This is a genomic window from Sphingorhabdus lacus (assembly GCF_009768975.1).
GTDB lineage: Bacteria > Pseudomonadota > Alphaproteobacteria > Sphingomonadales > Sphingomonadaceae > Sphingorhabdus_B > Sphingorhabdus_B lacus.
In genome coordinates this window covers 3,097,896-3,124,656 of sequence record NZ_CP035733.1, presented here as the reverse complement: position 1 = coordinate 3,124,656, position 26,761 = coordinate 3,097,896, and the positions used below count along the sequence as shown (strand labels likewise).

General features: G+C 58.5%; 29 protein-coding genes and 1 tRNA gene. 9 read left to right on the top strand and 21 right to left on the bottom strand.

Annotated elements, in window-relative coordinates; translation table 11 throughout:
• The first annotated feature begins 17 nt into the window (after positions 1-17).
• Positions 18-632 carry a DUF3800 domain-containing protein gene (locus EUU25_RS14910; RefSeq protein ID WP_158902304.1) on the top strand — a complete coding sequence of 205 codons (615 nt, stop codon included), beginning with the start codon at positions 18-20 and terminating at the stop codon, positions 630-632.
• Here the strand turns inward: EUU25_RS14910 and EUU25_RS16585 are convergent.
• A complete protein-coding gene (locus EUU25_RS16585; RefSeq protein WP_246162761.1) occupies positions 606-1,865 on the bottom strand; it encodes a DUF3667 domain-containing protein in 1,260 nt (419 codons plus the stop codon). The two genes, EUU25_RS14910 and EUU25_RS16585, sit on opposite strands and share 27 nt — an antisense overlap.
• Positions 1,866-1,956: 91 nt before the next feature.
• Entirely contained in the window at positions 1,957-2,301 is a 345-nt protein-coding gene (gene rpoZ / locus EUU25_RS14895) for a DNA-directed RNA polymerase subunit omega (protein WP_158902302.1), read from the bottom strand.
• A gap of 170 nt (positions 2,302-2,471) precedes the next feature.
• Here rpoZ and EUU25_RS14890 point away from each other — a divergent pair, with 170 nt between their 5' ends.
• On the top strand, positions 2,472-3,605 hold the full coding sequence (locus EUU25_RS14890; RefSeq protein WP_158902300.1) for a phospholipase D-like domain-containing protein: 1,134 nt from the start codon (positions 2,472-2,474) through the stop codon (positions 3,603-3,605).
• A gap of 300 nt (positions 3,606-3,905) precedes the next feature.
• On the opposite strand, the gene EUU25_RS14885 is transcribed toward EUU25_RS14890, so the two are convergent.
• Positions 3,906-4,448, bottom strand: a complete 543-nt coding sequence (locus EUU25_RS14885) for a GNAT family N-acetyltransferase (RefSeq protein WP_246162759.1) — start codon at positions 4,446-4,448, stop codon at positions 3,906-3,908.
• Between the two features lie 215 nt (positions 4,449-4,663).
• The gene (locus EUU25_RS14880) at positions 4,664-5,062 is read right to left on the bottom strand and encodes a glycine zipper 2TM domain-containing protein (protein WP_343032370.1); all 399 of its coding nucleotides are present in this window, start codon (positions 5,060-5,062) and stop codon (positions 4,664-4,666) included.
• Positions 5,063-5,218: 156 nt separating this feature from the next.
• Between EUU25_RS14880 and EUU25_RS14875 the strand changes: the two genes are divergently transcribed.
• Positions 5,219-5,440, top strand: coding sequence for a hypothetical protein (locus EUU25_RS14875; protein ID WP_158902296.1), 222 nt, complete (start codon positions 5,219-5,221; stop codon positions 5,438-5,440).
• A gap of 28 nt (positions 5,441-5,468) precedes the next feature.
• The gene (gene rarD, locus EUU25_RS14870) at positions 5,469-6,365 is read left to right on the top strand and encodes an EamA family transporter RarD (protein ID WP_187351280.1); all 897 of its coding nucleotides are present in this window, start codon (positions 5,469-5,471) and stop codon (positions 6,363-6,365) included.
• A 9-nt stretch (positions 6,366-6,374) separates the two neighbouring features.
• Here rarD and pyrC read toward each other — a convergent pair whose 3' ends face one another.
• Entirely contained in the window at positions 6,375-7,412 is a 1,038-nt protein-coding gene (gene pyrC, locus EUU25_RS14865) for a dihydroorotase (RefSeq protein ID WP_158902294.1), read from the bottom strand.
• Positions 7,413-7,450: 38 nt separating this feature from the next.
• Here pyrC and ygfZ point away from each other — a divergent pair, with 38 nt between their 5' ends.
• On the top strand, positions 7,451-8,194 hold the full coding sequence (gene ygfZ / locus EUU25_RS14860) for a CAF17-like 4Fe-4S cluster assembly/insertion protein YgfZ (protein WP_158902292.1): 744 nt from the start codon (positions 7,451-7,453) through the stop codon (positions 8,192-8,194).
• A gap of 311 nt (positions 8,195-8,505) precedes the next feature.
• On the opposite strand, the gene EUU25_RS14855 is transcribed toward ygfZ, so the two are convergent.
• A complete protein-coding gene (locus tag EUU25_RS14855) occupies positions 8,506-8,874 on the bottom strand; it encodes a septal ring lytic transglycosylase RlpA family protein (RefSeq protein ID WP_158902290.1) in 369 nt (122 codons plus the stop codon).
• Positions 8,875-9,135: 261 nt separating this feature from the next.
• On the opposite strand from EUU25_RS14855, the gene EUU25_RS14850 reads away from it, so the two are divergent.
• Positions 9,136-9,221: transfer RNA gene (locus tag EUU25_RS14850), tRNA-Tyr, on the top strand.
• 23 nt (positions 9,222-9,244) lie between these two features.
• Here EUU25_RS14850 and EUU25_RS14845 read toward each other — a convergent pair.
• The 11 genes from EUU25_RS14845 to gyrB form a co-directional block, all read right to left on the bottom strand.
• Positions 9,245-10,045, bottom strand: a complete 801-nt coding sequence (locus tag EUU25_RS14845; RefSeq protein ID WP_246162757.1) for a tyrosine-type recombinase/integrase — start codon at positions 10,043-10,045, stop codon at positions 9,245-9,247.
• A gap of 429 nt (positions 10,046-10,474) precedes the next feature.
• Entirely contained in the window at positions 10,475-10,690 is a 216-nt protein-coding gene (locus EUU25_RS14840) for a hypothetical protein (protein WP_158902286.1), read from the bottom strand.
• Between the two features lie 27 nt (positions 10,691-10,717).
• A complete protein-coding gene (locus EUU25_RS14835; RefSeq protein WP_158902284.1) occupies positions 10,718-11,233 on the bottom strand; it encodes a hypothetical protein in 516 nt (171 codons plus the stop codon).
• Between the two features lie 86 nt (positions 11,234-11,319).
• The gene (locus EUU25_RS14830; RefSeq protein WP_158902282.1) at positions 11,320-11,577 is read right to left on the bottom strand and encodes a hypothetical protein; all 258 of its coding nucleotides are present in this window, start codon (positions 11,575-11,577) and stop codon (positions 11,320-11,322) included.
• On the bottom strand, positions 11,570-11,851 hold the full coding sequence (locus tag EUU25_RS14825) for a hypothetical protein (protein WP_158902280.1): 282 nt from the start codon (positions 11,849-11,851) through the stop codon (positions 11,570-11,572). Before EUU25_RS14825 ends, EUU25_RS14830 begins: the two co-directional genes overlap by 8 nt.
• Before the next feature lies 1 nt (position 11,852).
• Positions 11,853-12,149: a hypothetical protein gene (locus tag EUU25_RS14820; protein ID WP_158902278.1), complete on the bottom strand. Its 297-nt coding sequence runs from the start codon at positions 12,147-12,149 to the stop codon at positions 11,853-11,855.
• 410 nt (positions 12,150-12,559) lie between these two features.
• Entirely contained in the window at positions 12,560-14,383 is a 1,824-nt protein-coding gene (locus EUU25_RS14815; protein WP_158902276.1) for a phage major capsid protein, read from the bottom strand.
• A gap of 81 nt (positions 14,384-14,464) precedes the next feature.
• Complete coding sequence (locus EUU25_RS14810; protein ID WP_158902274.1) at positions 14,465-14,815, bottom strand: RuvC family protein; 351 nt, start codon at positions 14,813-14,815, stop codon at positions 14,465-14,467.
• Positions 14,816-14,884: 69 nt separating this feature from the next.
• Entirely contained in the window at positions 14,885-15,133 is a 249-nt protein-coding gene (locus EUU25_RS14805) for a hypothetical protein (RefSeq protein WP_158902272.1), read from the bottom strand.
• A 280-nt stretch (positions 15,134-15,413) separates the two neighbouring features.
• The gene (locus tag EUU25_RS14800; protein ID WP_158902270.1) at positions 15,414-17,948 is read right to left on the bottom strand and encodes a phage/plasmid primase, P4 family; all 2,535 of its coding nucleotides are present in this window, start codon (positions 17,946-17,948) and stop codon (positions 15,414-15,416) included.
• A 317-nt stretch (positions 17,949-18,265) separates the two neighbouring features.
• Positions 18,266-20,824: a DNA topoisomerase (ATP-hydrolyzing) subunit B gene (gene gyrB / locus EUU25_RS14795; protein WP_158902268.1), complete on the bottom strand. Its 2,559-nt coding sequence runs from the start codon at positions 20,822-20,824 to the stop codon at positions 18,266-18,268.
• Positions 20,825-21,267: 443 nt separating this feature from the next.
• On the opposite strand from gyrB, the gene EUU25_RS14790 reads away from it, so the two are divergent.
• Entirely contained in the window at positions 21,268-22,836 is a 1,569-nt protein-coding gene (locus EUU25_RS14790) for a class I adenylate-forming enzyme family protein (RefSeq protein WP_158902266.1), read from the top strand.
• Positions 22,826-23,296, top strand: a complete 471-nt coding sequence (locus EUU25_RS14785; RefSeq protein WP_158902264.1) for a DUF2721 domain-containing protein — start codon at positions 22,826-22,828, stop codon at positions 23,294-23,296. The genes EUU25_RS14790 and EUU25_RS14785 overlap by 11 nt, the downstream gene beginning before the upstream one ends.
• Positions 23,297-23,512: 216 nt before the next feature.
• On the opposite strand, the gene coaD is transcribed toward EUU25_RS14785, so the two are convergent.
• The 3 genes from coaD to EUU25_RS14770 are packed head-to-tail and all read right to left on the bottom strand — an operon-like array spanning position 23,513 to position 25,140.
• A complete protein-coding gene (coaD, locus tag EUU25_RS14780) occupies positions 23,513-24,013 on the bottom strand; it encodes a pantetheine-phosphate adenylyltransferase (protein WP_158902262.1) in 501 nt (166 codons plus the stop codon).
• Entirely contained in the window at positions 24,013-24,894 is an 882-nt protein-coding gene (locus EUU25_RS14775; RefSeq protein ID WP_158902260.1) for a polyprenyl synthetase family protein, read from the bottom strand. The genes coaD and EUU25_RS14775 overlap by 1 nt, the downstream gene beginning before the upstream one ends.
• Before the next feature lie 6 nt (positions 24,895-24,900).
• Positions 24,901-25,140, bottom strand: a complete 240-nt coding sequence (locus EUU25_RS14770; RefSeq protein ID WP_158902258.1) for an exodeoxyribonuclease VII small subunit — start codon at positions 25,138-25,140, stop codon at positions 24,901-24,903.
• 119 nt (positions 25,141-25,259) lie between these two features.
• Here EUU25_RS14770 and EUU25_RS14765 point away from each other — a divergent pair, with 119 nt between their 5' ends.
• Positions 25,260-25,706: a hypothetical protein gene (locus EUU25_RS14765; RefSeq protein ID WP_158902256.1), complete on the top strand. Its 447-nt coding sequence runs from the start codon at positions 25,260-25,262 to the stop codon at positions 25,704-25,706.
• A 92-nt stretch (positions 25,707-25,798) separates the two neighbouring features.
• Here EUU25_RS14765 and EUU25_RS14760 read toward each other — a convergent pair whose 3' ends face one another.
• On the bottom strand, positions 25,799-26,674 hold the full coding sequence (locus EUU25_RS14760; RefSeq protein ID WP_158902254.1) for a LysR substrate-binding domain-containing protein: 876 nt from the start codon (positions 26,672-26,674) through the stop codon (positions 25,799-25,801).
• Positions 26,675-26,761 lie beyond the last annotated feature (87 nt).

Here is a 26,761-nt window from a genome sequence, read left to right as displayed (position 1 = left end):
CGACCGGGTCCGGCGCCATGCCGATCTATTGCGATGAATCAGGCGGCGTCGGCCGGGGTGTCATGACCCTGGCCGGGCTGTCCATCGAAGCGGCGGACGCCGAAAAGACACTCGCCCGTTTTCGCGAAGTCACCGGCCTGACCGGCGAGCTGAAGGGCAGCCGCATCGATCTTGCGGAACGGGCCTTGCTCTTCGAAATCCTTGACGACGCCAAATGGTCTGCCACCGTCGGCATCGCTATCTCTGCGCTCGTCCCCGAACAGGGCAGCGACCGGGGCGACCATGATGTCGCCATTTATGTGCACTTGCTCGAAGATGTCATCAGCGCGATGGTGCCCGCCACCGACGGCTGCGTCAGCGTCTTCATGGACGATGGCCGCTATGGCCCCGAAACACTGGCGCTGGTCCGCAAGGATATCGCCGCGATCATCGGCCCCTGCGGTCAGGCGCAACTGGAACTGAGCCACCGCCTGCCCGGCCTGCAAATTGCCGATGTCATCGCCAACACCTTCTTCAACCGCGCCATGGTCACCGAACGGCAGGCGCGTATGGCGGCCATCGTCGCGCCCTATCTGGAAAGCGGTCAAGTCCGCCTTCGCCTGTTGTCAGGTGGCACCCAGACCGACGATTAGCATCGTGAACAGCGTCAGTGCGGTCATCGCGAAGAAGCTTAAAAAGCACATCCGCCAGAACGCCCCGAAGCGCGACGTTTCATAGGCATGGTGGATCTGCCGGTACATATGGATCGGCGGATAGAAGGCGAGCAGCATGCCGCCTAAGGGCGCAAACCCGTTGCTGATGAGCACCGCGCAGATGATACCGAGCAGCATCATGAAGGTAATCGAATAGGTCACGAAGACCGCATGGTCGAACATCTTGAACCGCCGCCGCCAGAAAAAGAGCAGCCAGACAAAGGGCACCGAAATCGGGATCAGCGACCAGCTATATTTATAGGCGTTGGACTGGATCTTGTAGAGCAGCAGTTGCGGGTTCTTCTGCGCCGTCTTGACGGCTTTGTTCAGCGCGCCTGACCCGGGAAAATTGAGGTCGGTGAAATTCCATTCACCGTCTTCGTCAAAGCCGTTTTCCAGTCCGCCCGCGGCCGTATTGATCACCCGCGCCGCCATTTTTGCGCCGTTCAGTTCGTCTTCCAGCGTCTTGGTCGGCTGCCCGGCCTTGCGGGCCTTTTCCAGATCGTCTTCCAGACCCGCAATGTCCGCATCGATCTTGCGGCGTTCCGACTGGAATTTCTCATTGGCCGCTTCCATTTGCCGTAACTGGCTGCCCTGGCGGTCTTCAAGCCTTTGCAGGCGTTCCCGAGTGGCGGCGATCTTGGCATCGAGGCGCTCGGCATCCGCAGGGTCTGCCTTTTTCTCCGCCTCTAAGACGGCAATGGCATCCTCAAGTTCCTTGCGGTCCGTCTGATATTCCTTGCGAACCGATTCGATAGACTGCGGCGCGGTGACCGACGATCCGCCATCGGGCACCAGCCAGTTGAACGTGGCAAAGGTCAGAAAGACCGAGAACAGGAACAGCGCCAGCGGCGAGACAAATTTCGCGCGCTCGCCATGGACATAGCGGCGGGTCAAATCCCCCGGTTTCCAGAACAGCATCGGCAAAGTGCGCCAGATCTTGCCATCGAAATGCAGCACGCTGTGCAGGATATCATGGCCGAATTCATGCAGGGTGCGGTGCACATGCGCCTTTTGCCCGCACATATGGCAATGCGCCCCCATCAGGGTCGCGCCACAATTCAGGCAGGTTCTTTCCGCCACGCCCCGGCCTTCCCCGGCTTCGGGTTCGACGGCGCGCGCAAGCGCCGCACCTGCGATAATATCTGCTGCTCCGGCTAGGTCCCCACTCATGCCGTCTGTCTATCAGCGCGAATCCGGAATGCCAAAAAGAAAAGGCCCGGTCGATGCCGGGCCTTTTGAACTTTATGTGGGATGGACCCTATTACCGGTCGTAATCACGCTGCATGCCGGCACCACGTGCAGGCGCCGCGGCGGTCAGGCGAAGTGCCTCTGCCGACAGGCTGATCGAACCGATTTCATCGGCTTCTTCATCTTCGTCCACCTGGACCTTCTGCAGCGACTGGACCAGTCCTTCCTGCAGATGTTCGGGACGAACGGTTTCTTCGGCGATTTCGCGCAGCGCAACGACCGGATTTTTATCGCGGTCGCGGTCAACGGTCAGTTCTGCACCGCCGGAAATTTCGCGTGCGCGCTCGGCCGCCAGCAATACGAGGTCAAAACGGTTGGTGACCTTATCAATACAATCTTCAACGGTAACGCGTGCCATGCTGGCTCCTGATTCTTCACAAATTTCGGAAAAGTAGAGCGCACCTAGGGTTTGCCCGCCAAAATGTCAATGAAAACGGCACGTCCCTTGCCGTGGCGTGGCCGACGCACTACCTCGGTCGAATGGAGGCCCCTACCCCCACGCCAGCATTTCCGGGAAAGCTGTTTCACGTGAGTGACCACGACCTTCACGTCGTCCACGCCCCCGATGAACGGCTGGCCGCGATGCATGCCCTGATTTCGGCGGCGCGGGCGCGGCTGCGTATCTTTTTCTATATGTTTGCCGATGATGAAACCGGACGGGAGATTCTGGATGCACTGGTTACCGCGGCGGAGCGGGGCGTTGCCGTCCATCTGATCATCGACAGTTTCGGTTCGAGCAATATCAGCGATGCCTTTTTCGATCCTCTGGTGCAGGCAGGCGGCCATTATCATTGTTTCAGCACCCGCAAGGGCCTCGGTTATTTCATCCGCAACCATCAGAAAATGCTGATCGCCGACGATGCCCATGCGCTGATCGGCGGGTTCAACATCACCGACCAATATTTCGGACGCAAGGGTGACGACAGTTGGGAAGATATCGGGATGATCATGTCGGGGCCGGAGGTGGCGCATCTCGCCGGCTATTTCGATGCGCTCGACACATTGTCGCAAGGCGGAAAGGTCCGCTATCTGGGCCTGCGCACGATCATCAAGGGCTGGCGTCCCGGCATTGGCGAGGTGCAGTGGTTGCTGGGCGGGCCGACAAACCGCATTTCGCCTTGGGCGCTGACGCTCAAACGCTCGCTGCAGGTGGGCAAAAGGCTCGACATTGTCTCGGCCTATTTCTCGCCCTCGCAGACCATATTGCGCCGGATTGCGCGGGTCGGCAAACGCAACAAGGGCTCGCGCCTGATCATGGCCGGAAAGACCGACAATGGCGCGACCATCGCGGCGGCGCGGGTGCTCTACCGCTACCTCCTCAAACGCCGGACGCGCATCTTTGAATATCAGGCCCGTCCGCTGCACATGAAGCTGATGGTCATTGACGATGCGGTCTATATCGGTTCGGCAAATCTCGATGTCCGCAGCCTGTTCATCAATCTGGAGATCATGCTGCGCGTGAAGGACCACGCGCTTGCCACCCATATGCGAGGGCTAATCGACACGCTGGTCGCACAGTCGGAGGAACAGACCACCGCACTTCTATCCCGCCGCGACGGCTGGTGGAGCCGCTTCAAGGGCGGGCTTGCCTATTTCCTTGTGAACTCGGTGGATTATACGGTGGGTCGGCGGATCAAATTCGGGCTGTTGCGGAGCCGGTAGCTTTCAGGCGTGGGGTTCTTGGCTGTGACCTTTTTTTCGCTAGAAGGAAGAAGGCGTTGGAGGGCGTAATCTTGGTCATTGCCCGCACCTTGAAGTCATTTTGCACGTCAAGGTGCCGAATGAAGACAATAAAAAGGATAGCCGAAGGCTATTAAAAACGGGTCTGAAAAACACGTACCGCCAACAGGAAATACTATCTGCGCGCTAAGGCAATGATCAGGACGATAGAAAAGCGCTGCCCCCAAAGAACAGCACCGCCGCCTTCTATCTTATCGCCTTTTATCTTTTAGGCTTACTTTATCACCCCGCACGCGCCTTCCACTCCACCTTGCTCTGCCCCCACGCCCGGACCGGGATATCCTGAAACGGATCGGGCAGGCGCGTTTCGCCCTGGTCGTACGATCCCAGCCGTTCGGCGAGCGCCACCGATGCGGTGTTTGCAGGGTCGATGGTGTGGATGACATTGTCCCATCCCAGCACGTCGAACGCATAATCGATGCTCGCGACCGCCGCTTCATGGGCATAGCCTTGTCCGGCAAATTCCTGTGCCACGCCCCAGCCAACCTCGGTCCCGGGCCAGCCTTCGGGCATCCACGGACCGGTGCGGCCGATCCATTGGCCGGTGTCGCGCAGGATCATCGAGAACATGGCATAGCCACGCACCTGCCATGCGCCGACCATGGTGCACAGCATCCGCCAGCTTTCGCCGCGGCCTTTTGCTCCGCCCAGATGGGTCATGGTGACAGGGTCGGCGCAGAAGGCTGCCCAGCCTTCGAAATCTTCCGCCGAGGGCGGGCGCAGGATCATCCGTTCGGTAATCAGAAAGGGTCCGCCGCTCATCATATCTCTCCCGCTCAACAGGCGGGTTCTATGCAGCGCGCATCGGCCGCGCACAAGCAAAAGCGGCACCGCCTTTTGAGGGGCGATGCCGCAATGTTCTGCACCGGGCAGATGGGGAGGGGGAATCCCGGTGCAATCTGTGCGGGGACTGTTCCTTATGAAACAGTCCCCATGTGAAGCGTCCCGCTAGTGCGACCCGTAGGACTCTTCTCTAAACTTTAGCGGCAGCGCGAACCGCCACGGTCGATTTCACGACCCAGCAATGCGCCACCGGCGGCACCCAAGATGGTGCCCAGCGTCTTGTCGCCACGTCCGGCAATTTCGTTACCGGCAAGGCCGCCAACGGCGCCACCGATCAATAAACCGGTCGTGCCGTCTTTACGGCGGCAATAGGCCCGGCCATCGTCTCCGCGCCATACGCGCGTGTTGCGGCTGACGCGTTCGTCGCGGCGGCCTTCACGATAGCCACGTTCATAGGCACGCTCGCGGCGGCCATCAAAGGCGCTGCTGTCGGTGACTGTGGCATGCGCCGACTGCACCTGGAATTGCGGGGCCGCGTATCCGACGGTCGGGATCGCAAGCGTTGCGGCGACCAGTGCGATGATTGTTTTTTTCACATTCATTCTCCTTCATGAACCTTCTCGGGCCTAAACCTGCCAACCTGAACATTGGTTGCACGGCTTTTCGACGAAGAGACGAGACGTGGCCACGAAGCGGCCAGAGGAGATTTTTTCGCGCTTGCACCGGCGGACCTGCTGTCCCTAAGATGCGCTATGGCTAATGTTATCTCTTTCCTGTTCGGAACCATCGCCCTTGTTCTCGCCATTATCGGCTTCATCCCCCTGTTGGGCTGGCTCAACTGGCTGATCATCCTGATCGCAGGTGTCGGTGCCGCCTTCGGCGCGGCGTCGGACAAGAATTCGGGGCGCAATTTCTGCTTCGTGGTGATGGGCATTTGCGCACTTCGCCTGTGGATCGGCGGCGGCATCATTTAAGCCGCGTGCCCGCTAAGGCGGGGACAGCATGACCGAAAAGTCCGAAACCCCGCCGCCCAATGGCCTGCCCTATGCCTTGGGCGCCTATCTGACATGGGGCTTTGTCCCTGTTTATTTCAAATTGCTCAGCCATGTCCCGCCGGTCGAGATCGTGGCGCAGCGGATCTTGTGGTCGATCCCCCTGCTGTTGGTCATCATGGCCTTCCGCAGCCAGCTCGCCGATTATGCCGCCATCTTCCGCGACCGCGCATTGCTGCGCAACCTGATCGCCTCGGCGGTGCTGATTGCGGTGAACTGGGTGATCTATATCTGGGCCGTATCGACCGACCATATATTGGCAGCAAGCCTCGGCTATTATCTGAACCCGCTAGTCAACGTGCTTTTGGGCCGGATGTTTCTGGGCGAGCGATTGCGCCCGATGCAGCTGGTCGCGGTGGCTGTTGCGGCGTTGGGCGTCGCGATCCTGATCGGCGATGCGCTGGATACGCTGTGGGTGTCGGTGTCACTGGCGTTTAGCTTCGGCGTCTATGGCCTGATCCGCAAGATTACGCCGGTTGGTTCGGTGCCCGGACTGGCCGTCGAAACCACCCTGCTCGCACCCGTATCACTTGCGGCGGCGCTCTGGTTTGCTTCGCAGGGAACCGGCGGTTTCGGGGACGATTGGCAGACGTCGGGCCTGCTCATATTGGCTGGCGCAATCACCGCCATCCCCCTGCTGCTGTTCGCAACGGCGGCCCGGCGGATGAGCTATGCGAGCCTCGGCTTCGTGCAATATCTCGCGCCATCCATTGCCTTCCTGCTCGGAGTGTTCGTGTATAATGAACCACTCAGCCTGACGAAGCTGGCCTGCTTCATCCTGATCTGGATCAGCATCGCCATCTTCTGCGTCGACGCCTTTCGCACTTACCGCGCGGGCAAGGCCTAAGCCGCAGCGTCAGCCGCGATAGACCCAGCCCAGCGTTTCCCCTGCGTGAAAGGGAACGATTGTGGTGCCATTGGCATCGACCGTATCGGGCACACGGGTCTCCCCGCGTTCCAGCGTGATCGTGCCCTCATTCAGCGGCAGGCCGTAAAAGCGTGGGCCATTTTCGCTGGCAAAGGCCTCGAACCGGTCAAGCGCGCCTTCTTCGTCAAACACCGTGACATAGCTTTCCAGCGCATAGGGTGCGTTGAATATACCCGCACAACCACAAGCACTTTCCTTTGCCGATTGGGCGTGCGGCGCGCTGTCGGTGCCGAGGAAATATTTAGTGCTGCCCGACGTCGCCGCCTTGCGCAGCGCAAGCCGGTGCACCTCACGCTTGGCAACGGGCAGGCAATAGGCGTGCGGGCGCATCCCGCCTGCGAACATCGCATTGCGGTTGATGTGCAGATGCTGCGGCGTGATCGTCGCCGCGACATTGGGTCCGCTGGCATCGACAAAGGCGGCCGCATCGGCGGTGGTGATATGTTCGAAGACGATCTTCAGTTCGGGCAGGTTCCGGACCAGACCCGATAATGTGCGTTCGATAAACACGGCCTCGCGGTCGAAAATATCAACATGGCTGTCGGTCACCTCGCCATGGATCAGCAAGGGCATCCCCACCGACGCCATTTTCTCGAGCGCGGGCATGATCTGCGCGATGTCGGTCACGCCATGCGCACTGCCCGTGGTGGCATGGGCCGGGTAAAGCTTGGCCGCGGTAAACACGCCCTCGGCAAAACCCCGCGCTAGTTCGTCGCCATCGACCCCGTCGGTCAGATAGGCGGTCATCAACGGCGTGAAATCCACACCCGCCGGCACCGCCGCCTGTATCCGGTCGCGATAGGCGACGCAGCCTTCGACGCTGGTCACCGGCGGCGACAGGTTGGGCATCACAATGGCGCGGGCAAATTGGCGGGCGGTGAAGGGGACGACCCCTTTCATCACGGCGTCATCGCGGAAATGGAGGTGCCAGTCATCGGGGCGGCGGATCGTCAAGCTGTCAGTCATCTCTTCCCTTTAGGCGAAGCGGACCCTATCTGTCACCCATGTCCAACCCCCGCCTGTTCGATCGCGCCGTCCTCCGCCTCTCCCCCACCGAGGAGGGCGAAGATGTGCGCGGATTTCTGCAAGGCCTGGTGACGCAGGACAGCAAAGGCGCCCTGCCCGCATGGTCGGGCCTGCTGACGCCGCAGGGCAAGGCCCTGTTCGATTTCATCCTGTGGGACGGCGGCGCGGATATCCTGATCGATTGCGAAGCCGCACAGGCCGAGGCACTGGCACGGCGGCTGTCCATCTATCGCCTGCGCCGCAAGATCGCGATTGGCGTGGATGATGCACTCGGCGTCTTTTGGTCGCGAGAAAATGAAAGCCAGGGCGAAGGCGACCCGCGCCACCCCGCGCTTGGGCAGCGCTGGATCGGGCCGGTCGGGGCCGACGATGTGGACGCAAGCGAAGCCTTCCGCCGCCACCGGCTGGCGCGGGGCATTGCAGAAGGCGTGACCGAACTCGGCAGCGACCAGACACTCTGGCTCGAAACCAACGCAGCGGAACTGGGCGGCGTGTCCTTTTCCAAGGGCTGTTATGTGGGGCAGGAAAATACGGCGCGGATGAACTGGCGGCAAAAGGTCAACCGCCGCCTGGTGGTCGTCCCGCTGGCGGACGCCGACCCCAAAAGGCAGCGCGTGGCCTATCCCGAGCTGGGGCTATCGGTCGAGTTGCGGCGGGTGGAGGATATGGCGGGGCTGGATTTGCCGGAGTGGCAGCGGGGTGCTTTGGGGGATGGGGAGTGAATGACTTCCGGGTGTGGGGTTTTTCGCTAAAAGTTTTTTTCGCTAGAAGGAAGAAGGCAATAAGGAAGAAGGCGTGGGGGCTCTAATTATAGCTTGGCGCTTTTACTCAAACGCATGTTGAACCATAAAATCCGTCACCCTGAACTCGTTTCAGGGTCTTAGTTTCGACGTCTGAGGAATAAGACCCTGAAACGAGTTCAGGGTGACGATGCTTTCGATTGAAGCGCACCGCCGCAAGGGCTACGCAAACGCCTTCTTCCTTTTGGCCTTCTTCCTTCTAGCGAAAAAACCGCAGCCCCCAAAGCCACCCCTTAATCCAGCAACTCCAACTTCACCCGGGCCGTCCCGCTCCGGTGCATCCCGATCTCGCGCGCTGCGGCGTAGCTGATGTCGATGATCCGCCCCTTGCCCCATGGCCCGCGGTCGTTGATGCGGACGATGACTTCCTTGCCATTGGCCAGATTGGTGACCGCAACCCGGCTGTGAAAGGCGAGTGAGCGGTGTGCGGCGGTGAAGGCGGCGGGGTCGAAACGTTCGCCGTTCGCCGTGCGGCTGCCTGCGAATTCATTGCTGTAATAGCTGGCCATGCCATCGCCGACATGGCGCCTTATGTCCCCCGCCTGCGCCAGAACAGGCAGCAGGGCGAGCGCCAGCAACGGCGTGCGAAATCGTGTTTTCATGGACCCCTCCATCGATTCGCCAAGCTTACGCCCGAGTCCAAAACCCGCCAATCCGCCTGTCGATACGGCGCGCCATTATTGGGCCGAGGTGATAGCTTCCGCTAAGCCGTGCGCGCGTTTTTGCGCTTCGATCGATAAAAGTTCCGCAATTGGCTGCGCTTTCCCATTTGAAGCATTGACAGACAAGGGCCGTTTCGCCATTGCGCTGCTTCCTTTGTGGGACCGGCCTATGTGCGTAAGCGCATTACCCGCAAAAGACGTGGACAGGTGGCCGAGTGGTTAAAGGCAGCAGACTGTAAATCTGCCCGGTTTTCCGTACGCTGGTTCGAATCCAGCCCTGTCCACCATCTCCCTTTGCAAGTGTCTGGTTTCATTGCGATTTCTCCGGCTTTTGGCTAACCGCTTTATTAAGGTTAGCCATTGCATCGTTCGAAAGTCGCTCTTGATCTGCCATCGCAGCGTATCGATTGAACTCCCGATCGGTCTTGTGGCCGGTGATGGCGCGACCCTGCTGATTTGTTGCGCCACTTTCTGCCAATCGACGCGACATTGCTTTTCGGAGGCCATGGGCGCTGCATTGCGGCAACCCAGCTTCGTCGCATCGATCGCGGAACCAATTGCCAAAACCGTTGGAGGTGAAAGGCTTTCCAAATTCCGTCAAAAGCAGTGTCAGATTGTCACCTGGCATCGCGTTTAGAGCAGCTTGAAGCTCCATGTTGATCGGGATCGATACGGCAGCTCCGGTTTTCGTTTGGCGCACCATTATGCGGCCTGATTTGATGTGCTGACGGCCCATTTTGACAACATCGGACCGGCGCTGGCCAGTGTGGAGCAAAAGAGCAAATGCGAGGCGCGCCTTTGTGCCGATCGGATGGCGGGCCTCAAATGCAGTGATTTCGTCTTCCGTCCAAGTGTGGAAACCTTCCCCATCGGACTTGAAGCCATCGGTCAATTCGGCAGGATTATCGTCCCGCATCCCGATCTTCACAGCATACCGGAATAAGCGTTTCAGGACTTTGCGGAGATTGTTCGCAGCAGCTGGTCGATCGGCCATTTTACCGAGGATTGCATCGAGATGATGGGTCTTAATTTGGCTGACCGGCTTATCGCCATGAGCTTTCCGGAACCTTTCGATTATACCCCGATAGGTTGCTTGCGATGATGGGCGCATATTGCCCTGCCAAGCTGGGGAGCAATAGAAACGAGAAACCAGGTCATCGATGCTGCCAGGCTTAAACCGGTTCGCACCAATCACGGGCGCGACCGAATCAAGGCATGCGCGATATTCAGCTAGGAATTGCTCAGTGCCTGGAACGTTTTGGAAGCTATAGGTTGACTGGCCTTTACGGCGATAACGGAAGCGCTGCTTCCCATGGCGATCCAGATAGGAAGATACATATTTTGGAAGGTAACGACGCTTTCCCATTATGTGAGAACCTCATCCCAAGGGTTATCAAATGTCGTTTCATTTTGCTGAGACGCACCCAAAAACACTCGAATGTTTCCCGCTGGATCCACGTCGATTCGTTTCGGATTTTCACCGGCGGCTTTGACGGCCTTCAATGCCCGCACCAAATCGTTCTGCTTAAATCTGGCTGGTCTAGGCATTGCGCTTCTCCAACACTTGGACGTCCCGCCAAGCCAGTTGGGTAGCTGGCGAGGGAACGACAATCTTGTGATCGGGTTTCACGATCGAAATTTGCACAGACCCTCCAGGCAGCAGCGTGATCTGGTCTACCGAGGATCCTGTCGATTTTATCGCGGCAAGCGTCTCTAACAGTGTTTCACGACGGATGAGCCGCGAACCGTTCGACATAGATGTGAGCGCCTGCATCTGCATGGCCTATGCCTCTACGTCCAAGGCAGTCATAATCCGGTGCCAGACCCTGTTCACGTTGACGATAGCGACGGCCCCAGGAGCATCATTGAACAGGTCGTACATGACCGATTCCAGATCGATCTGCTCGCCGCTTTTCACTGCGATAACGTCCGCTAGAAATGCCCGTTTGAACACCAGGTATGTGATGTACGGATCTGGAAACAAATGACCAGGAACCCGATCGGGAAGGGCGCCAATGCGATTTTTGGAGTGACCAACATCGCCAAAATTGAGAGCAGCCCAATAGGCATCTTTTGGAGACACACCGATCGACCACAGCTCAAAAGTGATGCCCAGACGAACTACGCTTCGCAACGATAAAAGGCTTCGTCCACCAGGTGCAGCAGCCTGCGAATCTGTTTCGTGCCATTCAAATTTCCCGCGAGCCATGTAGTCGCGAAGAGTGAGCAGGTTCCATCCCGTTGCTCGTGCAGTCGCACTTAACGGAAAGCGGGGTTCATCGAAATTCAAGCTGCTCACGTTCTGAGGCTCCTAATGTGTTCGCACAAGCTAATGCCTCATGCGAACACATTATGTCAATGGAAATATTATCTGTCGATTACGGTTCAAATTTCGGAGACTTCGGGAGGCAGTCCGAACACCGCAGATTTATAAATGAAGTTAGCATCGAGCAGCCAATTCATCGCTACTTCTGCAGCCTGAAATTCGCTCATTCCTGTGAATATGGGCTTCGGTGGCAATTCCGATAGGATCCGCTCCCGAGCTTCCTGCAAAGTCTTACATGTCGATTTTGCTTCGCCCTCGGATGCGCTTGATTTGCGAACCGGCTCGAACCTCAAAACATTATCGGAACGTTCAATCATCGCCGGACCTTTCAACTAAATTGTCACCAAAAATCACCTGGTGATATCTCGCTAATCGCCGCTCGAACCAGATTTCGCGGGCCAAACCAAAGGCCAGAGGATTAGCAAAATCTGCCATGCGGGGCTTTGGTTCAACACTGCCAATGAGCATCTGCCGAGCTTCATGAAGGGTTTTCGCGGACCCGTTGTTTTTAAATGGGGCGCGGATCCTCTCGCGGCGCTTTGCGCGGCGCTGGGCATCGAGACTGACAATCTTTATTGAGACGCTAGTCATATCACTGGCCTCCCGTGCAGGGCGCGCTGCGCTTCTGCCAGATCGACATAACCTGCGCGTACCGGAGCGCATCGTCTAACTCGCGCATCATTTCAGTTGCCCTGGTCTTCCACCCTTGGGGGTTCCCCTCCGAAGCGAGCCATCCAAGGCCGTTCGAATTGATGAAACCTCCTAGGCTTTCAAACTCTGATACCCATTCAGCAGCGGACCATTCAGGGGAGCCCGATCGGCGATTTTCCAAAATTGTCGGTGCAAATTCAGCACTCGATTGTTTATGCGTGTGTTCAGCTTGAGGCATGGCACTTCTCCATGTTGAAAGTTAGAGCCGATGCAGGGTTGCAGCCTTGCATCGGCTTGCATTTTCTGGCATCAGAAAAACGTTATGTCAATATCTAGCGCTAACAAAAAAGGAAGAGGTCGCCCGCCAGTTGGAGCGACGCCTATCAATGTCCGCTTTCCGCCTGCTGAGCTTGAAGCGCTCGATGCGTACATTGCGACCCAGCAAGAGGGCGAAGTTACGCGGCCTGCAGTCATCCGTTCTATAATTCGGACCTTTCTGGCTGACCGCTGAAATTCTCCAAATATTGGTCTAAAAAACCCGCCCGCGATGGCTAGGCGCGGACGGGTTCGAAATGATCGAGCCAAGCTGATCAGGGCTTGCTCGATCTCATCGGCGGCTGAAGGGGACGAACCGCCGCCGAATCTCAATTACGGCGCTATTGCGTCGACGATTGCCGCGAAGCTCGCCGCATGTTTGACGCTAATGTCGGCGGATAGGAATGCGCTAATCCGGACACGGCCCTTTTGCGAGTTGGTGTAAGGATCAACCACCAGGTCAAGCCCGCCCCAAAGTCCGATTACCAATTCCGACCAATTCCCGAACACGATACCTGACAAGGCAGTGCCGGATCCTTTGGTAAAATCCGATCGGACATTGTTGGTAGCATATGCCGGATACCCGTTCATCACACCTGAGCCTGGATCACTGCCAGCAAGTCCTGGCATCCATACCGGCGTGTCCGTTCCGGAGAACCGTTGCGTCGATTTAAGGGCCCGTCGAACTTTGGTATTGGTGATGTAAGACATGTTGCCACTGTCCGCATCAGAGGCAGCGATCGCCGATTCCAAATCCAAAATCGAGCCGTAGGTAGGAGCCGCACCGTTGGCACCCAGGGCAACTGAACCGATGCCCGAAGTGTTGAATACACCCCGAGGCTCGTTCGATGCCCCAAGGCCATGCAGAGCGCCTCGATCGAGAGCAATCCCCAGCTGTGCCGAAAGGTCATTTCGGACAATTTCCTCCATGGCGGGCAGGGCCTGCAGGGCAGCTTGCCGCGACCATGAAATATTGCCGGTCACAGTTTTGGGCGAGAGGCTAACCTGACTGGTGGTTAGGTTGGTTTCAGTCGCTTCGCCGTCTTCCGCGATCCACTGGCCCGCCGTCGCATTATCTTGCCTGGGAAGCACTGCATTGCCGACCAGATCGGTTAGGACGGTAGCGCCTGCCATCATCACTGCAGTTTTTCTCCGCAGTGGCGCGATGAACTGATCTGCAAGATAGTCGGTGCCGACCAGATTGCCCGCGCTGGTTGGAGTGCCGACCAGCTGCACACGGGTCATCAAGGCGCTGGTGGGAACCATAAAACCTTTTGGCGCTACCCCACCGTTGCGGCGGATCAATTCTTGACTAACTTCGGCTTCAAGTCCGGAGAGTCTACCGTGCTCGATGGTATCTGCAATTGCCCTGGTAAGCATGAAGCCAGAGCGCAATCGATCGAACTGGTTATCATTCGGCGCACTTTCCGCAGTCCGGAAAGCTTGCGACCCGGGCGCGTTGTTCTGAAATTCGTTGATGAACCTTTCGACCGGCCAACCGCCGTCGATTGCGCGGGTGGCTAGATCCTGTGGGATGTTGAGGCGGGAAGCCATCGAAGTGATGTTGCTGATGCGCTGACGTTCAGACGCTACTGCATCAGAGTTTTGATTTTGTTGATTGCTCTGTGGCATTGTGAGAACCTTTCTTGATGATTGAGAAAAGCTGCGACCGATGCCGACCGTGTGATCTGCAGGCAGCGCAACTGATGAGACTTCGTAAAGAGTCCATTTCGTGATGCGCCAATCAGTGCTCCCAGGCACTTCCACCGCTTCATCGATTATGTATCCTATGGAAATGTCAGGCCGGATGCCTTCGCGAACATCGGCCACGATGCCCGCCATATCCGCTCTTTCCGAGAGGCGGATGTCTCCGACAAGTTTCCGGCCTTTAAGCCGGATATTTTCGACCCGCCCGAGCTGACGCTCTAGATCGTGATCGATGAGAAGCGGCAATCCCATTGCAGCGCGTTCAAGGTTCACCGCTTCCGGCGAGTGATCCAATATCTCATTACCGAATGGACGCACCACCGGCGTCTCACTCGATAGGGTGGCTTGTAGCATACCATCTGCAGCAACTTCAACAGCCACCGCGACAAATCTTCGGTTTAGATCTGAACCCCCGATCAATGGACGCCCATTTTCATTTGAATTTGGCATTGTTCTAATCTTTCATTCTTGCAAAACGATAGGCGCGCTTTTCTGCGAACCGATTATCACCCCCCAGGGCGCTAGGTATGGCTAGGGAGGTTCCCTGGTCACGGGATGGCGCTGGTCGATCTGTGGCGCGGTGGGATCGATATCCAATCCCAGGGAAGACATCGCAGCATCCCATCGAGCTGCACTCATTCCGCCTCGGGCTTGCAATCGTTCGATGAATGCAACCGACTCATCCAGATCGAACTGATATGCGCGTCCCCGCTTTCCGGTTTCGATCACGGGGAAGTCAGGGTTTTGATTGATTAACCGGCGAATTACCTTCGGGCATGGCATGCCAGGGCGTCGCGATAGCTGCTGCAGCCCGCCGATCATGGCAACCACCAGAAACGAAACAAAAACAAGAAGTGTTTGAAAAGTATCGGGAACCCGCACGACGAGCGCCTTCGGCTCCCGTATACACTTTGTGCCCCAGGAGGACCCAAAGGCCCTCGGAAAGGCTGGTTAGTTTGCTGCTTTGGCTCGATGCCTGCAATCGACATACGATTTCGTTGATTGCGCGACAGTGGAGAGCAGCGCGTCATACCCTGCAGTTGACAGCATACCGAATACCCCAGCTTCAAGAAACGCACTGGCAGCCTGCTCGGGAGTGAGCAGCATGCGGAGGCGGACTGCAGCATCTTCAAGGATCGAAGCGACCAGCTCAGCCGAGTCTTGAGCTTCAATAGGGCTGCAAATTGAGGATATCGGCATAATTTTACGTCCTTTCCGACATGGGAGGGTTGTTGGGAGACTATTGGGAGGGTTGAAGGGATACTAAACCCAAGGATTTGATAGGGTTTGGGACACTTGGGACACTTATATGTGAGTTTATCTCTTATGTGTGCGCGCACACACGCGCACACACATGATGTAAAGAACACCGGCGAAGTATCCCAAGTGTCCCAAAGGCGCAGAAAAGCTGACCGAATAAATATATTTCGGTGTCCCAAAGCCTCCCATTCAGGCCTCCCATATGGCCAGCAATCCCAGGTCATAACGGCCAATCATCCTCCTGATAGACGGGAGGGGAAGAGGGCGAGGAGGGCGAACCATCGGGGAAGTCGAGCACGTTGCCATCCTGGTCGATGAAGTCGTGGACGTCTTTGAGCGTCGCTACATCGAGCCAGTGAATGGTGTTCGATTGCTTCTTGCGATAGCCGCGATCGGCCATAGCGGCAGAGAAACCCATCTGAGACCAAGCGGTCTCACCTGCAGCCTCGGCCCACGCCTTATACAGTTTGTAGAGGTGAGATGACTGAACGCGGGATCCAGCCTCCTTTCTCAAGCAGAGCGTTATGAAGCGCCCTAAAGGATCGCTATCGTCACGATACTGCGCAGTCGCTGCGATAACCGACTCTGGTTCTATCAATCCACATTGCCGCCAATCGAGCATGCCCTCGATCATCCGGTTCAGTATGCCCGATGCCTCGTTTCGTAGCTTGCCGAGCAGCTTTCGATCTTTGTCGGCATCTGCAATCTGAACAGTCCAGGGCACGAGAAGTACGCGGCGCCAGATCCCATCATCCGTACCGGTGATTTTCGGCCTGTGATTTCCCCCGACTGTAAGCTTGAATGCGGGATTTAGATCGAAGCCTCGCCGTGCGTATGGCTCACGCACTGCAACCGGCTCATTGCCAGTGACCAGCTTAATCAGAGCCTCAGCGAGCTTAGCGCCCTTTTCAGGTTCGGACGTTCTCACCAGCCTTACACCGACCAGCTTGGCCAGATCGGCGCTATGATCGGACCCCGATTTTTTCCGGCCCTGGTCAAGAAATGACTCTATCCCCAGCGACGTCGCATAGTCCCCGAGAATTACGCTCCAGGTATCTATCAGCGTCGATTTACCGTTAGCGCCACGTCCATGCCAAAAGCAGAGCTTTTGCTCGCTGACATCGCCTGTGAGGCAGTATCCGGCCCACTGATGCAAAAAGCGGCGCATTGTTTCATCCGGCTGCACCTTGTCCAGAAAGCCATCGTAGATCGGCGCTTTCGCCTTCGGATCATACTTGACCGGCATTAGCCTGGTAATCAGATCGCTCGGGTCATGCGGCCGCATATGAACTCTTGCCCGAGGCGAATTTTCATCGGCCGCATCGAGCAGCTGCAGCGTTCCATTTTCGCAATTGATTAGGAATGGATCGCGGTCGAAGTCCTCGGGCTGAATTGTGAGACCCAGCGGCCTTGCCGATGCCTTTATCCGGCTGAATTTTCCGTGCGCTTCGGACTTAACCGCCCATTTTGCGAGCAGATCGGAAACCAAAACCTCCTCATCGTCCTTTTCTTCAACCAGATCATCGAGCGCGCCTGGTTCGCCAAGATCCCGTCTACCGGAATCGCGCATTGCTCGGGCTTCCTCAGCGATCGCTCTAACCGTTTCGTAAACCCACTGCTCAACAACAGCTTCGGCACCCTCGATCGTCCATCTCCGACCGTCATATATCGACCAAAGCTCGCTCTTATCGACCCAGCGCACCCTGTGACGGTTACGCGCCGCAAACCGCTCTGCATTGCCCATATCAGTCATGGGAAAGCGGCAGCATAGCAAATGGAGCGCCTCGATGTCCTCGGGAGCGGCCTGCATTGGGTGCTTACGATATGGTTGGGAAGAGGACCGGCTATTCTGCCCACGAGGGCGCGCATCGAGCGCTACGCTCGAAAGATCGCGAGGGTTCGTTATCCCCTTTCCCCATCCGGATTGAATAGTCGCTTCAATCTGGTTGGAGGTATCTCCCCCAGGATTAGCAGCTGCAGATCCTCGGATCGCGGCCAGGGCGGCATGCTCATCAAGAACCCCAGCTGCAACAAATTCAGCAATGTTAGCTGCAGCATTGTGCAAAGCTGTATTTCGCTGGCCACTGGCAGCATTTTTGATTGCTGCGCACTCTCGATCCAGAGCCGATAAAGCATATTTCCGGTGCGCATCGCTTGCATCGTTGCGCGCACTGCCCTGAGAGGGCGAACCAGAGGATTTGCTCCCAAAGGCTCCCCTTCTTAAAATCAGGTCGATAAGCGCCTTAGGTGCACTCGCAATGTCCGCATCTGGATTTTTGCATATGTAGCTTTTGCCATCGTTCCGGACGGATGGCGGCGCAATCACATAGCCACCAGTCCCTCTCACATCGATGCGCGGGATAATTCCAGCTCGATTGCCAATCTTTTCACCTGGTGGGAGCAAAAACCAAATGTGAAGCCCACCGCGGGGCGTTTCGGTAGTGAGGGTAGTGGGAAGCTGACACCCAATTTTTGATTCCAGCTGCGCGACCAATTCAGCCGCTTCGAAAATTTCACCGGTATCTTTGTCGATGCCGGCATCGATATCGACAACAAATGCGCCGGCGGGAACTCCGGTAGGAATGCCAATCATCGCACCTGGGAAAGATTTCCATTGCTGCTCGATCGATGCTGGATCTGCAGTGGCATTTTCCCGCCATCCCTTAATCAGCGGGCGTTTTGTTTCCCGATGGCACGGAAAAACCGTTTTGCCCGATCGAGCGTATACAAGAGCTGCAGCGACAATATCCGTCATCGGTGCGCTCGCAATCGAACACAATTTTCGAACTCTGGTTCGATTAACGGAAATTCTGTGGCAACTGCCCTGTTTTGGTGCGCCTTTCGCACCGCATCATCTGCCAAAACTTCGGCAATTGCGGTTAGCCTTTTGCTTTTGATCGGCGCAGTTAACCGTGAAGGGTTTTTGTAGGGTTCGCCATTGTAAGCATCTGAAAAACTGATTTTAAGGGAGAGCAGCCCTGTCCACCATTTCTTCCCCAATTTCTCACCACGGTACGCGCGCAGTGAGAAATTGTGCCCTTTGCCTTTACGGTCTCCGCACGAAAACCGAACTCAAACGTCCAGATTGGCCACGTTCAGCGCATTCTCCACGATGAAATCGCGCCGGGGTTCGACGACTTCGCCCATCAATTTGGTGAAGATATCGTCGGCCACATCCGCCTGATCGATCTCCACGCGCAGCAGGCTGCGGTGGTTGGGGTCGAGCGTGGTTTCCCAAAGCTGTTCGGCGTTCATTTCGCCCAAGCCTTTGTAGCGCGAGATCGACAGGCCCTTGCGGCCCGCGGCCAGCACGGCGTCGAGCAGTTCGGACGGACGGGTGATCGCACCCTTGTTGCCGAGGCCCGCGGACGTAACTGCGCGCCGCACTTGATCGCCGACGGCGGTGATGTCTTCGCCTTCGCTGTCGGTTTCGGGTTCTGGCTCAGCCTCCAATATGGCGGCGTCGCCTGCCTTGACCAGACGTGCCGGTGTTTCGTAGCTCGCGCTTTCCTCGCTCGCCAGCTTGTGCAGCTTGCGTGCTTCAGCAGACAGAAGGAAGGCCGCTTCGATGATGTGGTGGTCGGTGACGCCGCGCCACAGCCGTTCGAAATGATAGCCGCCATCGGCAGCCACGCGTCCGGTCCATTTGCCTTCGACATCCTGCGCGCCCATCCATGCGGCGGCCTTTGCGACCGCAGCCGTGCGGTCGGTCGCCTCGGGGTCGAGTGCGCCGGTCAGTGCCATCGCCTCGACAATTGTCGGGTCATAGCGGCGCGGAACAAATGCCATCAGGCTGCGCATCCGGCGCGCATGGTCGACCAAAGCGCCCAGATCCGCACCGGCACGCTGTCCGCCTGCGCCTTCGAGGACAATACCATTGAGGCCGACTTCGACCAGATGGTCGTCGAGCGCGCGATCGTCCTTCACATAAATTTCGCTGCGTCCCTTTGCGACCTTGTACAAAGGCGGCTGCGCGATGAAGAGATGGCCATTCTCGATAATCTCCGGCATCTGCCGGTAGAAGAAGGTGAGCAATAGCGTGCGGATATGGCTGCCGTCGACGTCAGCGTCGGTCATGATGACGATCTTGTGGTAGCGCAGTTTTTCAATGTTGAAATCCTCACGCCCGATGCCGGTGCCCATCGCCTGGATGAGCGTGCCGACTTCCTTGGAGGACAGCATCCGGTCAAAACGCGCGCGTTCGACGTTCAGGATCTTACCCTTCAACGGAAGGATCGCCTGATAATGCCGGTCACGGCCCTGCTTGGCAGAGCCGCCTGCGGAGTCCCCTTCGACCAGGAAGAGTTCGGATTTCGCCGGATCCTTCTCCTGACAATCGGCCAGCTTGCCGGGCAAGGACGCGACGCTCATCACCGATTTGCGGCTGGCTTCACGCGCCTTGCGCGCGGCTTCGCGCGCGGCGGCGGCGTCGATGACCTTCTGGATCACGGTGCGCGCATGGCCGGGATTTTCCTCCAGCCATTCGCTCATCCGGTCAGCCATAAGGCTTTCCAGCGGCTGCCGCACTTCGGACGAGACCAGCTTGTCCTTGGTCTGGCTCGAAAATTTGGGGTCGGGCAATTTGACCGAGACAATCGCAGTCAAACCTTCGCGCATATCGTCGCCGGTCAGGGTGACTTTCTCTTTCTTCAGCACGCCCGATTTCTCGGCATAATTGTTCAGCGTGCGGGTCAGCGCAGAGCGGAACGCCGCCAAGTGCGTGCCGCCGTCGCGCTGCGGAATATTATTGGTGAAGCACAGCACATTTTCATAATAGCTGTCGTTCCATTCCAGCGCGACGTCGATGCCGATGCCGTCGCGGTTCGACGAAATGGCAATAGGATCGGCGAGCAGCGCGGTCTTGTTACGGTCGAGATATTTGACGAACGCGCCGATGCCGCCTTCGTAGAACAGGTCATGCTCCTTGATGTCCTCATGCCGCTTGTCGCGCAGCAGAATGCGGACGCCCGAGTTGAGGAAAGCCAGTTCGCGGTAGCGATGCTCCAGCTTGTCAAAGTCGAATTCGAGGACATTTTTGAATGTCTCGGTCGAGGCCATGAAGGTCACGCGGGTGCCTTTCTTGCCCTCGGGCGCGTCGCCCACGACCTTGAGCGGCCCCACGGCATCGCCATGTTCGAAGCGCATCCAATGCTCTTTACCCTCACGCCAGATGGTGAGTTCGAGAAATTCCGACAGCGCGTTCACAACCGACACACCCACGCCGTGCAGACCGCCCGACACCTTATAGGCATTGTCGTCGGATGTGTTTTCAAACTTACCGCCGGCGTGCAGTTGAGTCATGATAACCTCGGCTGCGGACACGCCCTCTTCCTTGTGCATCCCGGTCGGAATACCGCGGCCATTGTCCTCGACACTGACCGAGCCATCGGGGTTGAGTTCGATCAGGACCAGATCGCAATGCCCGGCCAGCGCCTCGTCAATCGCGTTGTCCGATACCTCGAACACCATATGGTGCAGACCCGACCCGTCGTCGGTGTCACCAATATACATGCCCGGCCGCTTACGCACGGCATCAAGCCCCTTCAGCACCTTGATGCTGTCAGCGCCATATTCATTCAGGTTGGGGGAAGCGGCGCTATCGCCGGTACGTTCTTCAGGAGTATCTTGCATCGCGGCACTATAGGGCAAGCGGCACCAAAACCCAAGCTAATGCGACCGTTTTCCACATCTATTTGACGTGTAAAATCAGGTGGTTGGCGGTTTTTCGATGTTGCGCGGATTATTTCGTCAAAAGGAAGAAGGAAAAGAAGGAAAAAGGAAGTGGGTTCGCGCCATTCTTTGCCTCGCGCTACGTCACCCTGGACTTGTTTCAGGGTCCATCCAGAGGGCACCCCCGTGGGTAGAGTTATGAAGCCTGTCATAACTTTTAAGCATTCCACGGCGGAGTTTCGCGGCGCGATAGACCCTGAAACAAGTTCAGGGTGACGGGAAGTCTAAGGAAGACGCGAATTCGGGAATGTCTCCAATTCCACCCCTTTTTCCTTCTTTTCCTTCTTCCTTCTGACGAAAAAACTGGCACAACCAAATTTCCGAAATCCAACCCAAGGCACCCAATGACCTTTGATCCGCAGGCCGAACTTGAAAAACCCTTTGGCTCCTACCCCGATCTGATTGCGCATTGGGGGCAGGACCGGCCGGGGCGGGTTGCGCTTGATGATGGGCGGGAGAGATTGACCTGGGGGGAGGTGTCGGCGCTGGTCGACCGGATGGCCGCGCAGATGCAGCGCGATGGATTGCGCAAGGGGCAGGCGGTTGCGATCCTCGGCACGACCTCGGTCCGCTATGCCCTCGCCTATCTGGCCGCCGTGCGGGCGGGTGGCTGTGCGGCGCCGCTTACGACCTCGGCCGCGCCCGGGCAGCTTGAAGCGATGCTGCGCGACAGCGGGGCGATGCATCTGTTCATCGATGCCCCGAAGCGCGCCGATCTGGCGGGGGAAGATCTGCCGCCGCTCAAAACCATCATGCTGGACGCCCCCCTGCCCGATGCACCGGACATATATGGCTGGATGGCGGAGGAGGGCGCGACGCCCGCAGATTTGGGCTGCACCGCCAGCGACCCGTTCAACATCATCTATTCCAGCGGCACGACCGGCACGCCCAAGGGCATTGTCCATTCGCGCGGGATGCGCTGGAAACATGCCGCCGTCGGCCCCAATGCAGGCTATGGCGAGCCGGAGCAGAAATCGCTCATCTCCACCCCGCTTTATTCGAACACGACGCTCGCGCTGGTGATGCCGACGCTCGCTTATGGCGGCAGCCTGTACATGATGCCCAAATTCGACGCCGCCCGTTATCTCGACATCGCGGCGGGGGAACGGATTACGCACACCATGCTGGTGCCGGTGCAGTATAAACGCCTGATGGAATTTGACGCGTTCGACAGTTTCGACCTGTCGTCCTTCCAGATCAAATATTGCACCAGCGCGCCTTTTTCCGCCGCATTAAAGGCCGAGGTGGTCCGCCGCTGGCCGGGGGCGCTGATCGAGATTTATTCGATGACCGAAGGCGGCGTTGTCTGCCTTTTGCACGCGCATAAATATCCGGACAAGCTGCACACCGTCGGCCAACCCGCACCAGGCAGCGAGGTGTTCACCATCGACGAGGAAGGCAACCGCCTGCCGCCGGGCAGCATTGGCGAACTTGTCGGGCGGTCGCCGACGATGATGTCCGGATATCAGAACCAGCCGGAAAAAACGCAGGAAGCAAGCTGGTACGATGAAGACGGCGGCCGGTGGCAGCGGATGGGCGATATCGGCCGGGTCGATGAAGACGGCTTTGTCGAACTGGTCGGCCGCGCCAAGGATATGATCATTTCGGGCGGGTTCAACATCTACCCCGTCGATCTGGAGGCCGTGTTGCTGCAACATCCGGATGTCGAGGAAGCCGCCGTGATCGGCATGCCGAGCGAACAATGGGGCGAAACGCCCGTCGGCTTTGTCACGCCCGCCAAGGGTGCCACGCTCGACAGCGCCGCCGTGCTGGCCGCGACCAATGCGCAGCTTGGCAAGACGCAGCGCCTGTCCGCGCTTTACGAAATTGCCGAAATGCCGCGCAGCCATATCGGCAAGCTGCTGAAAACCGACCTGCGCGATCTCGCGGCGGAGAAGCAGCATGCATCCTGAATTCGGGCCCAATCTGACGGTCGTCATCTCGGTGTTGCAAACCGCCCTGACGCCCGCATTCCTGCTGGTCGCGGTAGGCAGCCTGCTCAATGTCCTGACCGGCCGCCTGTCCCGCATTGTCGACCGCTCCCGCGATTTGCAGCAACTGCACGGCGTCACCGAAGGCGCGGCGCATCAGCGGGTGGTGAGCGAGCTGCGCATCATCGAACGGCGGATGCAGGTTGTCGGATCATCGATCCTCTTCGCCGTGCTGTCGGCCATCACCGTGTGCATCATGATCGCGCTGCTGTTCCTGATGGGCCTGACGAAATTTTCGGCACCCTGGATCGCGGTGTCCGTGTTCATGCTGTCGCTGGCGCTGCTCGCGACCTGCCTGCTGCAATTTGTGCATGAAATCCGGCTGGCGACGCATGCGATCCATGTGCCGGAGGAATATCTGGAACTGCCGGAAAAGGGGTGAGGGCGGGGGCGTTGGGACAGTCCCCAAAACTGTGCTTTCCCTCTCCCCTTTAGGGGAGAGGTACGTAGTCTTATGGCTTTAGCCATTAGACGAAGTGGAGAGGGGGCGTTGGTGCACTGACCTCACCGTCGAAGCCCCTCACCAACTGCGCCTAGGCCTATCGGCCAAGGCTTCGTATCCTCTCCCCTAAAGGGGAGAGGGGGTCCAACCCCTAACCTACCCCTTCATCTTCGCCACCCGCGCGACCACTTCGTCGCGGATGGTGGGGGTCACGAACTTGCCGATCTCGCCGCCATATAGCGCGATTTCCTTGACGAGGCGCGAGGCGATGGGTTGCAGGGCGACGTCGGCCATCAGGAACACGGTGTCGACGCGGTTGTTGAGCTGCCGGTTCATGCCGGTGAGCTGATATTCATATTCGAAGTCGGTCACGCCGCGAATGCCGCGGATGACGGTCGATGCGCCAACCGATTCCGCAAAATCCATCAGCAGCGAATTGAATCCCACAACGCGGATGGTCGCATCGCCGATGCTCGCCACTTCGCGTTCGACCATCGCGATGCGTTCGTCGTCGGAAAACATCGGCGATTTGGCGGCGTTGGTGGTGACGCCGATGACCAGCTCATCCACCAGCTTCGCGCCGCGCCGGATGATGTCCATATGCCCCAAGGTGATGGGGTCAAAGGTGCCGGGATATACGCCGATGCGATGTGTCATTAACGGTCCCTCTCCGTAATATAATTGGCAATGGCGCGCAGCAGGTCGGCTTCGCTGCCATAGCTTGCCAGATGCTCGTTCGCCTGCGCGACCAGCATGCCCGCCTGTTGCTTGGCGCGGTCGAGGCCCATCAGCGAGACAAAGGTCCCCTTGCCCGCCTCGGCATCCTTTTGCAGCGCCTTGCCGGCGAGTTCGGGATCGCCCTCTACATCCAATATGTCGTCGGCAATCTGGAAAGCGAGGCCGATATCGCGGGCATAGCCTTTCAGATGCGCGCGGCCTTCGGGCGGAATATGGCCGAGGATCGCGCCCATTTCGACGCTGGCAGCAATAAGCGCGCCGGTCTTCAGGGCCTGCAGACGTGTCACCGTAGGCAGGTCAAAGGTCGTCTTTTCCGCCTCCAGATCCATCATCTGCCCGCCCGCCATGCCATCCGGGCCGCTCGCCAGCGCGAGGGTGGCGATCAGCTCGCTGCGGATGAAGGGGTCGGTATGGGTGCGCGAGCTTGCCAGTATTTCAAAGGCCAGCGCATGCAGCGAGTCGCCCGCGAGCACGGCGGTCGCCTCCCCAAAAGCGCGGTGCACGGTGGGCTTGCCCCGGCGCATATCGTCATCGTCCATGCATGGCAGGTCGTCATGGATCAGCGAATAGACATGGATCGCCTCCACCGCCGTGCCAACGCGCAGCGCGACATCGCGGTCGACATGGAACAGGGCAGCGGTCGCGGTGACCAGCAAGGGCCGCAATCTTTTGCCCCCGCCAATCGCGGCATGGCGCATCGCGGCATAGAGCGGGTCGCGCGCATCGCCGGGCAGCGCGAGCAGCCGGTCAAATTCGGCGTCTACATCCGCAGCTATCTGGTTCAGCGCGTCGTGCAACATATCCGGTCAGCCGGCGTCGAAGGGCGTGGTGCCAGCGGGCGTGCCGTCGGGTCCCAGCGTGATCGCCTCGATCCGCGCCTTTGCCGCATCCAGCCGTTGCTGGCACAGCGCGCGCAACTGGTTGCCCTTTTCATAGAGCGCAATCGATTCGTCGAGCGGCGCTTCCCCGCTTTCCAGCTTGTGGACGATATCCTCAAGCGCGCGCAGCGCCTGTTCGAAATTCAGTTCGGGTGCTTCGGAAGACATCCCCCTGCAATGGCGCTAGCGGCTGTTCGGGTCAAGCCTTTCGGGCAATCGCAAAATTCTTTGGCGGACGCGCATTTTTGCTTTCCAATGGCGAAAGGCTGCGGCAAACGGGCCGCCTTATGAAAACACCTCTCCTGATCCTCGCCCCGTTGTTCATGCTGGCGTTAGCGGCATGCAACCAAACCGAAACCCCTGCCGCCGGTGAAGCCGACGCGACCAAGGCCACCGCGGCCGTCGAAGAAATCGAAATGCCGCCCGCGATCACTGCCTCTGGCACCTATCGCTGCGCCGACAACACGATCCTCTATGTCGATTTCCTCGGCGCGAATGAAGCCGCCGACATCCGCGTAGGCGACAAGGCCGCCACCGCCGTCCGCGTCACCGCACCTGCTCCCGAAGCGCCCGCCGCTGACGCCGCCGCAACCGACGCCGCCAAGCCCGCCGCCGAAGCAGCCCCCGCCGGCCCGCTGACATCCGCAGACGGCGAAAGCACGCTCGCGGGCGCTGGCAAGGAAATCAAGGTCAAGCTCGCCGGCAAGGGCGAACAGACCTGCAAAGGCAGCTAATCGCTTCTAGCAAAAATCCACGCAACCACGGGGTCGTTCCAACCGGAGCGGCCCCTTTTTTATGGGTCAGATGCGGTGCGTGTCCCCGTTCCTCACACCCCGCTTTTCAACAACCAGTCGTGGAAAATCTTCACCGCCCGCTGGCGCAGGGCGCGGGGGCGGCAGACGAACCAGTAGCTGTAGGGGCTTTCGACCTCTTTATCGAACAACCGGGTCAGGCGGGGGTCGCGGGCGTCGGAGAAGTGGCTGCCGTGCATGATGGCAACGCCAAGGCCGTTGGCCGCCGCCTCCAGCATCAGAGGGCCGCTGTCGATATGGTCGATGGCCAGCGGTTTCAGGCGCGGTTCGCCCATTGCCTCGCGCCAGGCGTCGAAGATCATCGGCATGTCGCTGTGCACCATGACCGTATGCTTGGTGAGGTCGGACGGCGTCTTGATATCCTGCTCTTTCGCCCATTCTTCCGACGCGATGGCGTAGACGACATTGCTGTCGAGCCGGACGCTGTAGAGTTTGGGGTCCACCTCGGCCGCGATGATAATCGCGGCATCCACCACATCACCCAGCAGATTTTCGGCATGGCCCGACGTGTCGACATCGATGTGCAGCTTCGGAAACGCCTTGCGCAGCGCGGGCAGCTTCGGGATCAGGCGCTGCGTTCCGAACAGCGGCAGCACGCCCAGCCGCAAGCGATATTCACCGCCGCGACCGGCCAGTTCCTCGACGGCTTCTGCCATCGCGTCCATCGCGGGTTCGACTGCGGCGAGCAAAGCCTCGCCATCGGCGTTGATGACCATCGCCTGTGCGCGCCGGTCGAACAGCGGTTTGCCGATAAAATCCTCCAGCCCCTTGATCCGGCGGCTGAGCGCAGGGGGGGACAGGGCAAGTTCACTCGCCGCCGCTTTGGCCGAGCCAAGCTTGGCTACGCGCAAAAAAGCTTCGAGTGAGCGCAAGGGAGGTAAACGACGCATCACATACTCCTAGGGATTTGTCGCGGTGCAACAAATACGGGTCTTTCATCGCATCCGCCGCAACGGCGCGCTTTTCATTGCGAAACG

Coding starts and splice junctions, on each gene's coding strand:
- EUU25_RS14910 (WP_158902304.1), top strand. CDS start 18: ATGCCGATCTATTGCGATGAATCAGGCGGCGTCGGCCGGGGTGTCATG.
- EUU25_RS16585 (WP_246162761.1), bottom strand. CDS start 1,865: ATGAGTGGGGACCTAGCCGGAGCAGCAGATATTATCGCAGGTGCGGCG.
- rpoZ (WP_158902302.1), bottom strand. CDS start 2,301: ATGGCACGCGTTACCGTTGAAGATTGTATTGATAAGGTCACCAACCGT.
- EUU25_RS14885 (WP_246162759.1), bottom strand. CDS start 4,448: ATGATGAGCGGCGGACCCTTTCTGATTACCGAACGGATGATCCTGCGC.
- EUU25_RS14875 (WP_158902296.1), top strand. CDS start 5,219: ATGGCTAATGTTATCTCTTTCCTGTTCGGAACCATCGCCCTTGTTCTC.
- rarD (WP_187351280.1), top strand. CDS start 5,469: ATGACCGAAAAGTCCGAAACCCCGCCGCCCAATGGCCTGCCCTATGCC.
- pyrC (WP_158902294.1), bottom strand. CDS start 7,412: ATGACTGACAGCTTGACGATCCGCCGCCCCGATGACTGGCACCTCCAT.
- ygfZ (WP_158902292.1), top strand. CDS start 7,451: ATGTCCAACCCCCGCCTGTTCGATCGCGCCGTCCTCCGCCTCTCCCCC.
- EUU25_RS14855 (WP_158902290.1), bottom strand. CDS start 8,874: ATGAAAACACGATTTCGCACGCCGTTGCTGGCGCTCGCCCTGCTGCCT.
- EUU25_RS14845 (WP_246162757.1), bottom strand. CDS start 10,045: ATGCGCCCATCATCGCAAGCAACCTATCGGGGTATAATCGAAAGGTTC.
- EUU25_RS14840 (WP_158902286.1), bottom strand. CDS start 10,690: ATGTCGAACGGTTCGCGGCTCATCCGTCGTGAAACACTGTTAGAGACG.
- EUU25_RS14830 (WP_158902282.1), bottom strand. CDS start 11,577: ATGATTGAACGTTCCGATAATGTTTTGAGGTTCGAGCCGGTTCGCAAA.
- EUU25_RS14825 (WP_158902280.1), bottom strand. CDS start 11,851: ATGACTAGCGTCTCAATAAAGATTGTCAGTCTCGATGCCCAGCGCCGC.
- EUU25_RS14820 (WP_158902278.1), bottom strand. CDS start 12,149: ATGCCTCAAGCTGAACACACGCATAAACAATCGAGTGCTGAATTTGCA.
- EUU25_RS14815 (WP_158902276.1), bottom strand. CDS start 14,383: ATGCCAAATTCAAATGAAAATGGGCGTCCATTGATCGGGGGTTCAGAT.
- EUU25_RS14805 (WP_158902272.1), bottom strand. CDS start 15,133: ATGCCGATATCCTCAATTTGCAGCCCTATTGAAGCTCAAGACTCGGCT.
- EUU25_RS14800 (WP_158902270.1), bottom strand. CDS start 17,948: ATGACGGATATTGTCGCTGCAGCTCTTGTATACGCTCGATCGGGCAAA.
- gyrB (WP_158902268.1), bottom strand. CDS start 20,824: ATGCAAGATACTCCTGAAGAACGTACCGGCGATAGCGCCGCTTCCCCC.
- EUU25_RS14790 (WP_158902266.1), top strand. CDS start 21,268: ATGACCTTTGATCCGCAGGCCGAACTTGAAAAACCCTTTGGCTCCTAC.
- EUU25_RS14785 (WP_158902264.1), top strand. CDS start 22,826: ATGCATCCTGAATTCGGGCCCAATCTGACGGTCGTCATCTCGGTGTTG.
- coaD (WP_158902262.1), bottom strand. CDS start 24,013: ATGACACATCGCATCGGCGTATATCCCGGCACCTTTGACCCCATCACC.
- EUU25_RS14775 (WP_158902260.1), bottom strand. CDS start 24,894: ATGTTGCACGACGCGCTGAACCAGATAGCTGCGGATGTAGACGCCGAA.
- EUU25_RS14770 (WP_158902258.1), bottom strand. CDS start 25,140: ATGTCTTCCGAAGCACCCGAACTGAATTTCGAACAGGCGCTGCGCGCG.
- EUU25_RS14765 (WP_158902256.1), top strand. CDS start 25,260: ATGAAAACACCTCTCCTGATCCTCGCCCCGTTGTTCATGCTGGCGTTA.
- EUU25_RS14760 (WP_158902254.1), bottom strand. CDS start 26,674: ATGCGTCGTTTACCTCCCTTGCGCTCACTCGAAGCTTTTTTGCGCGTA.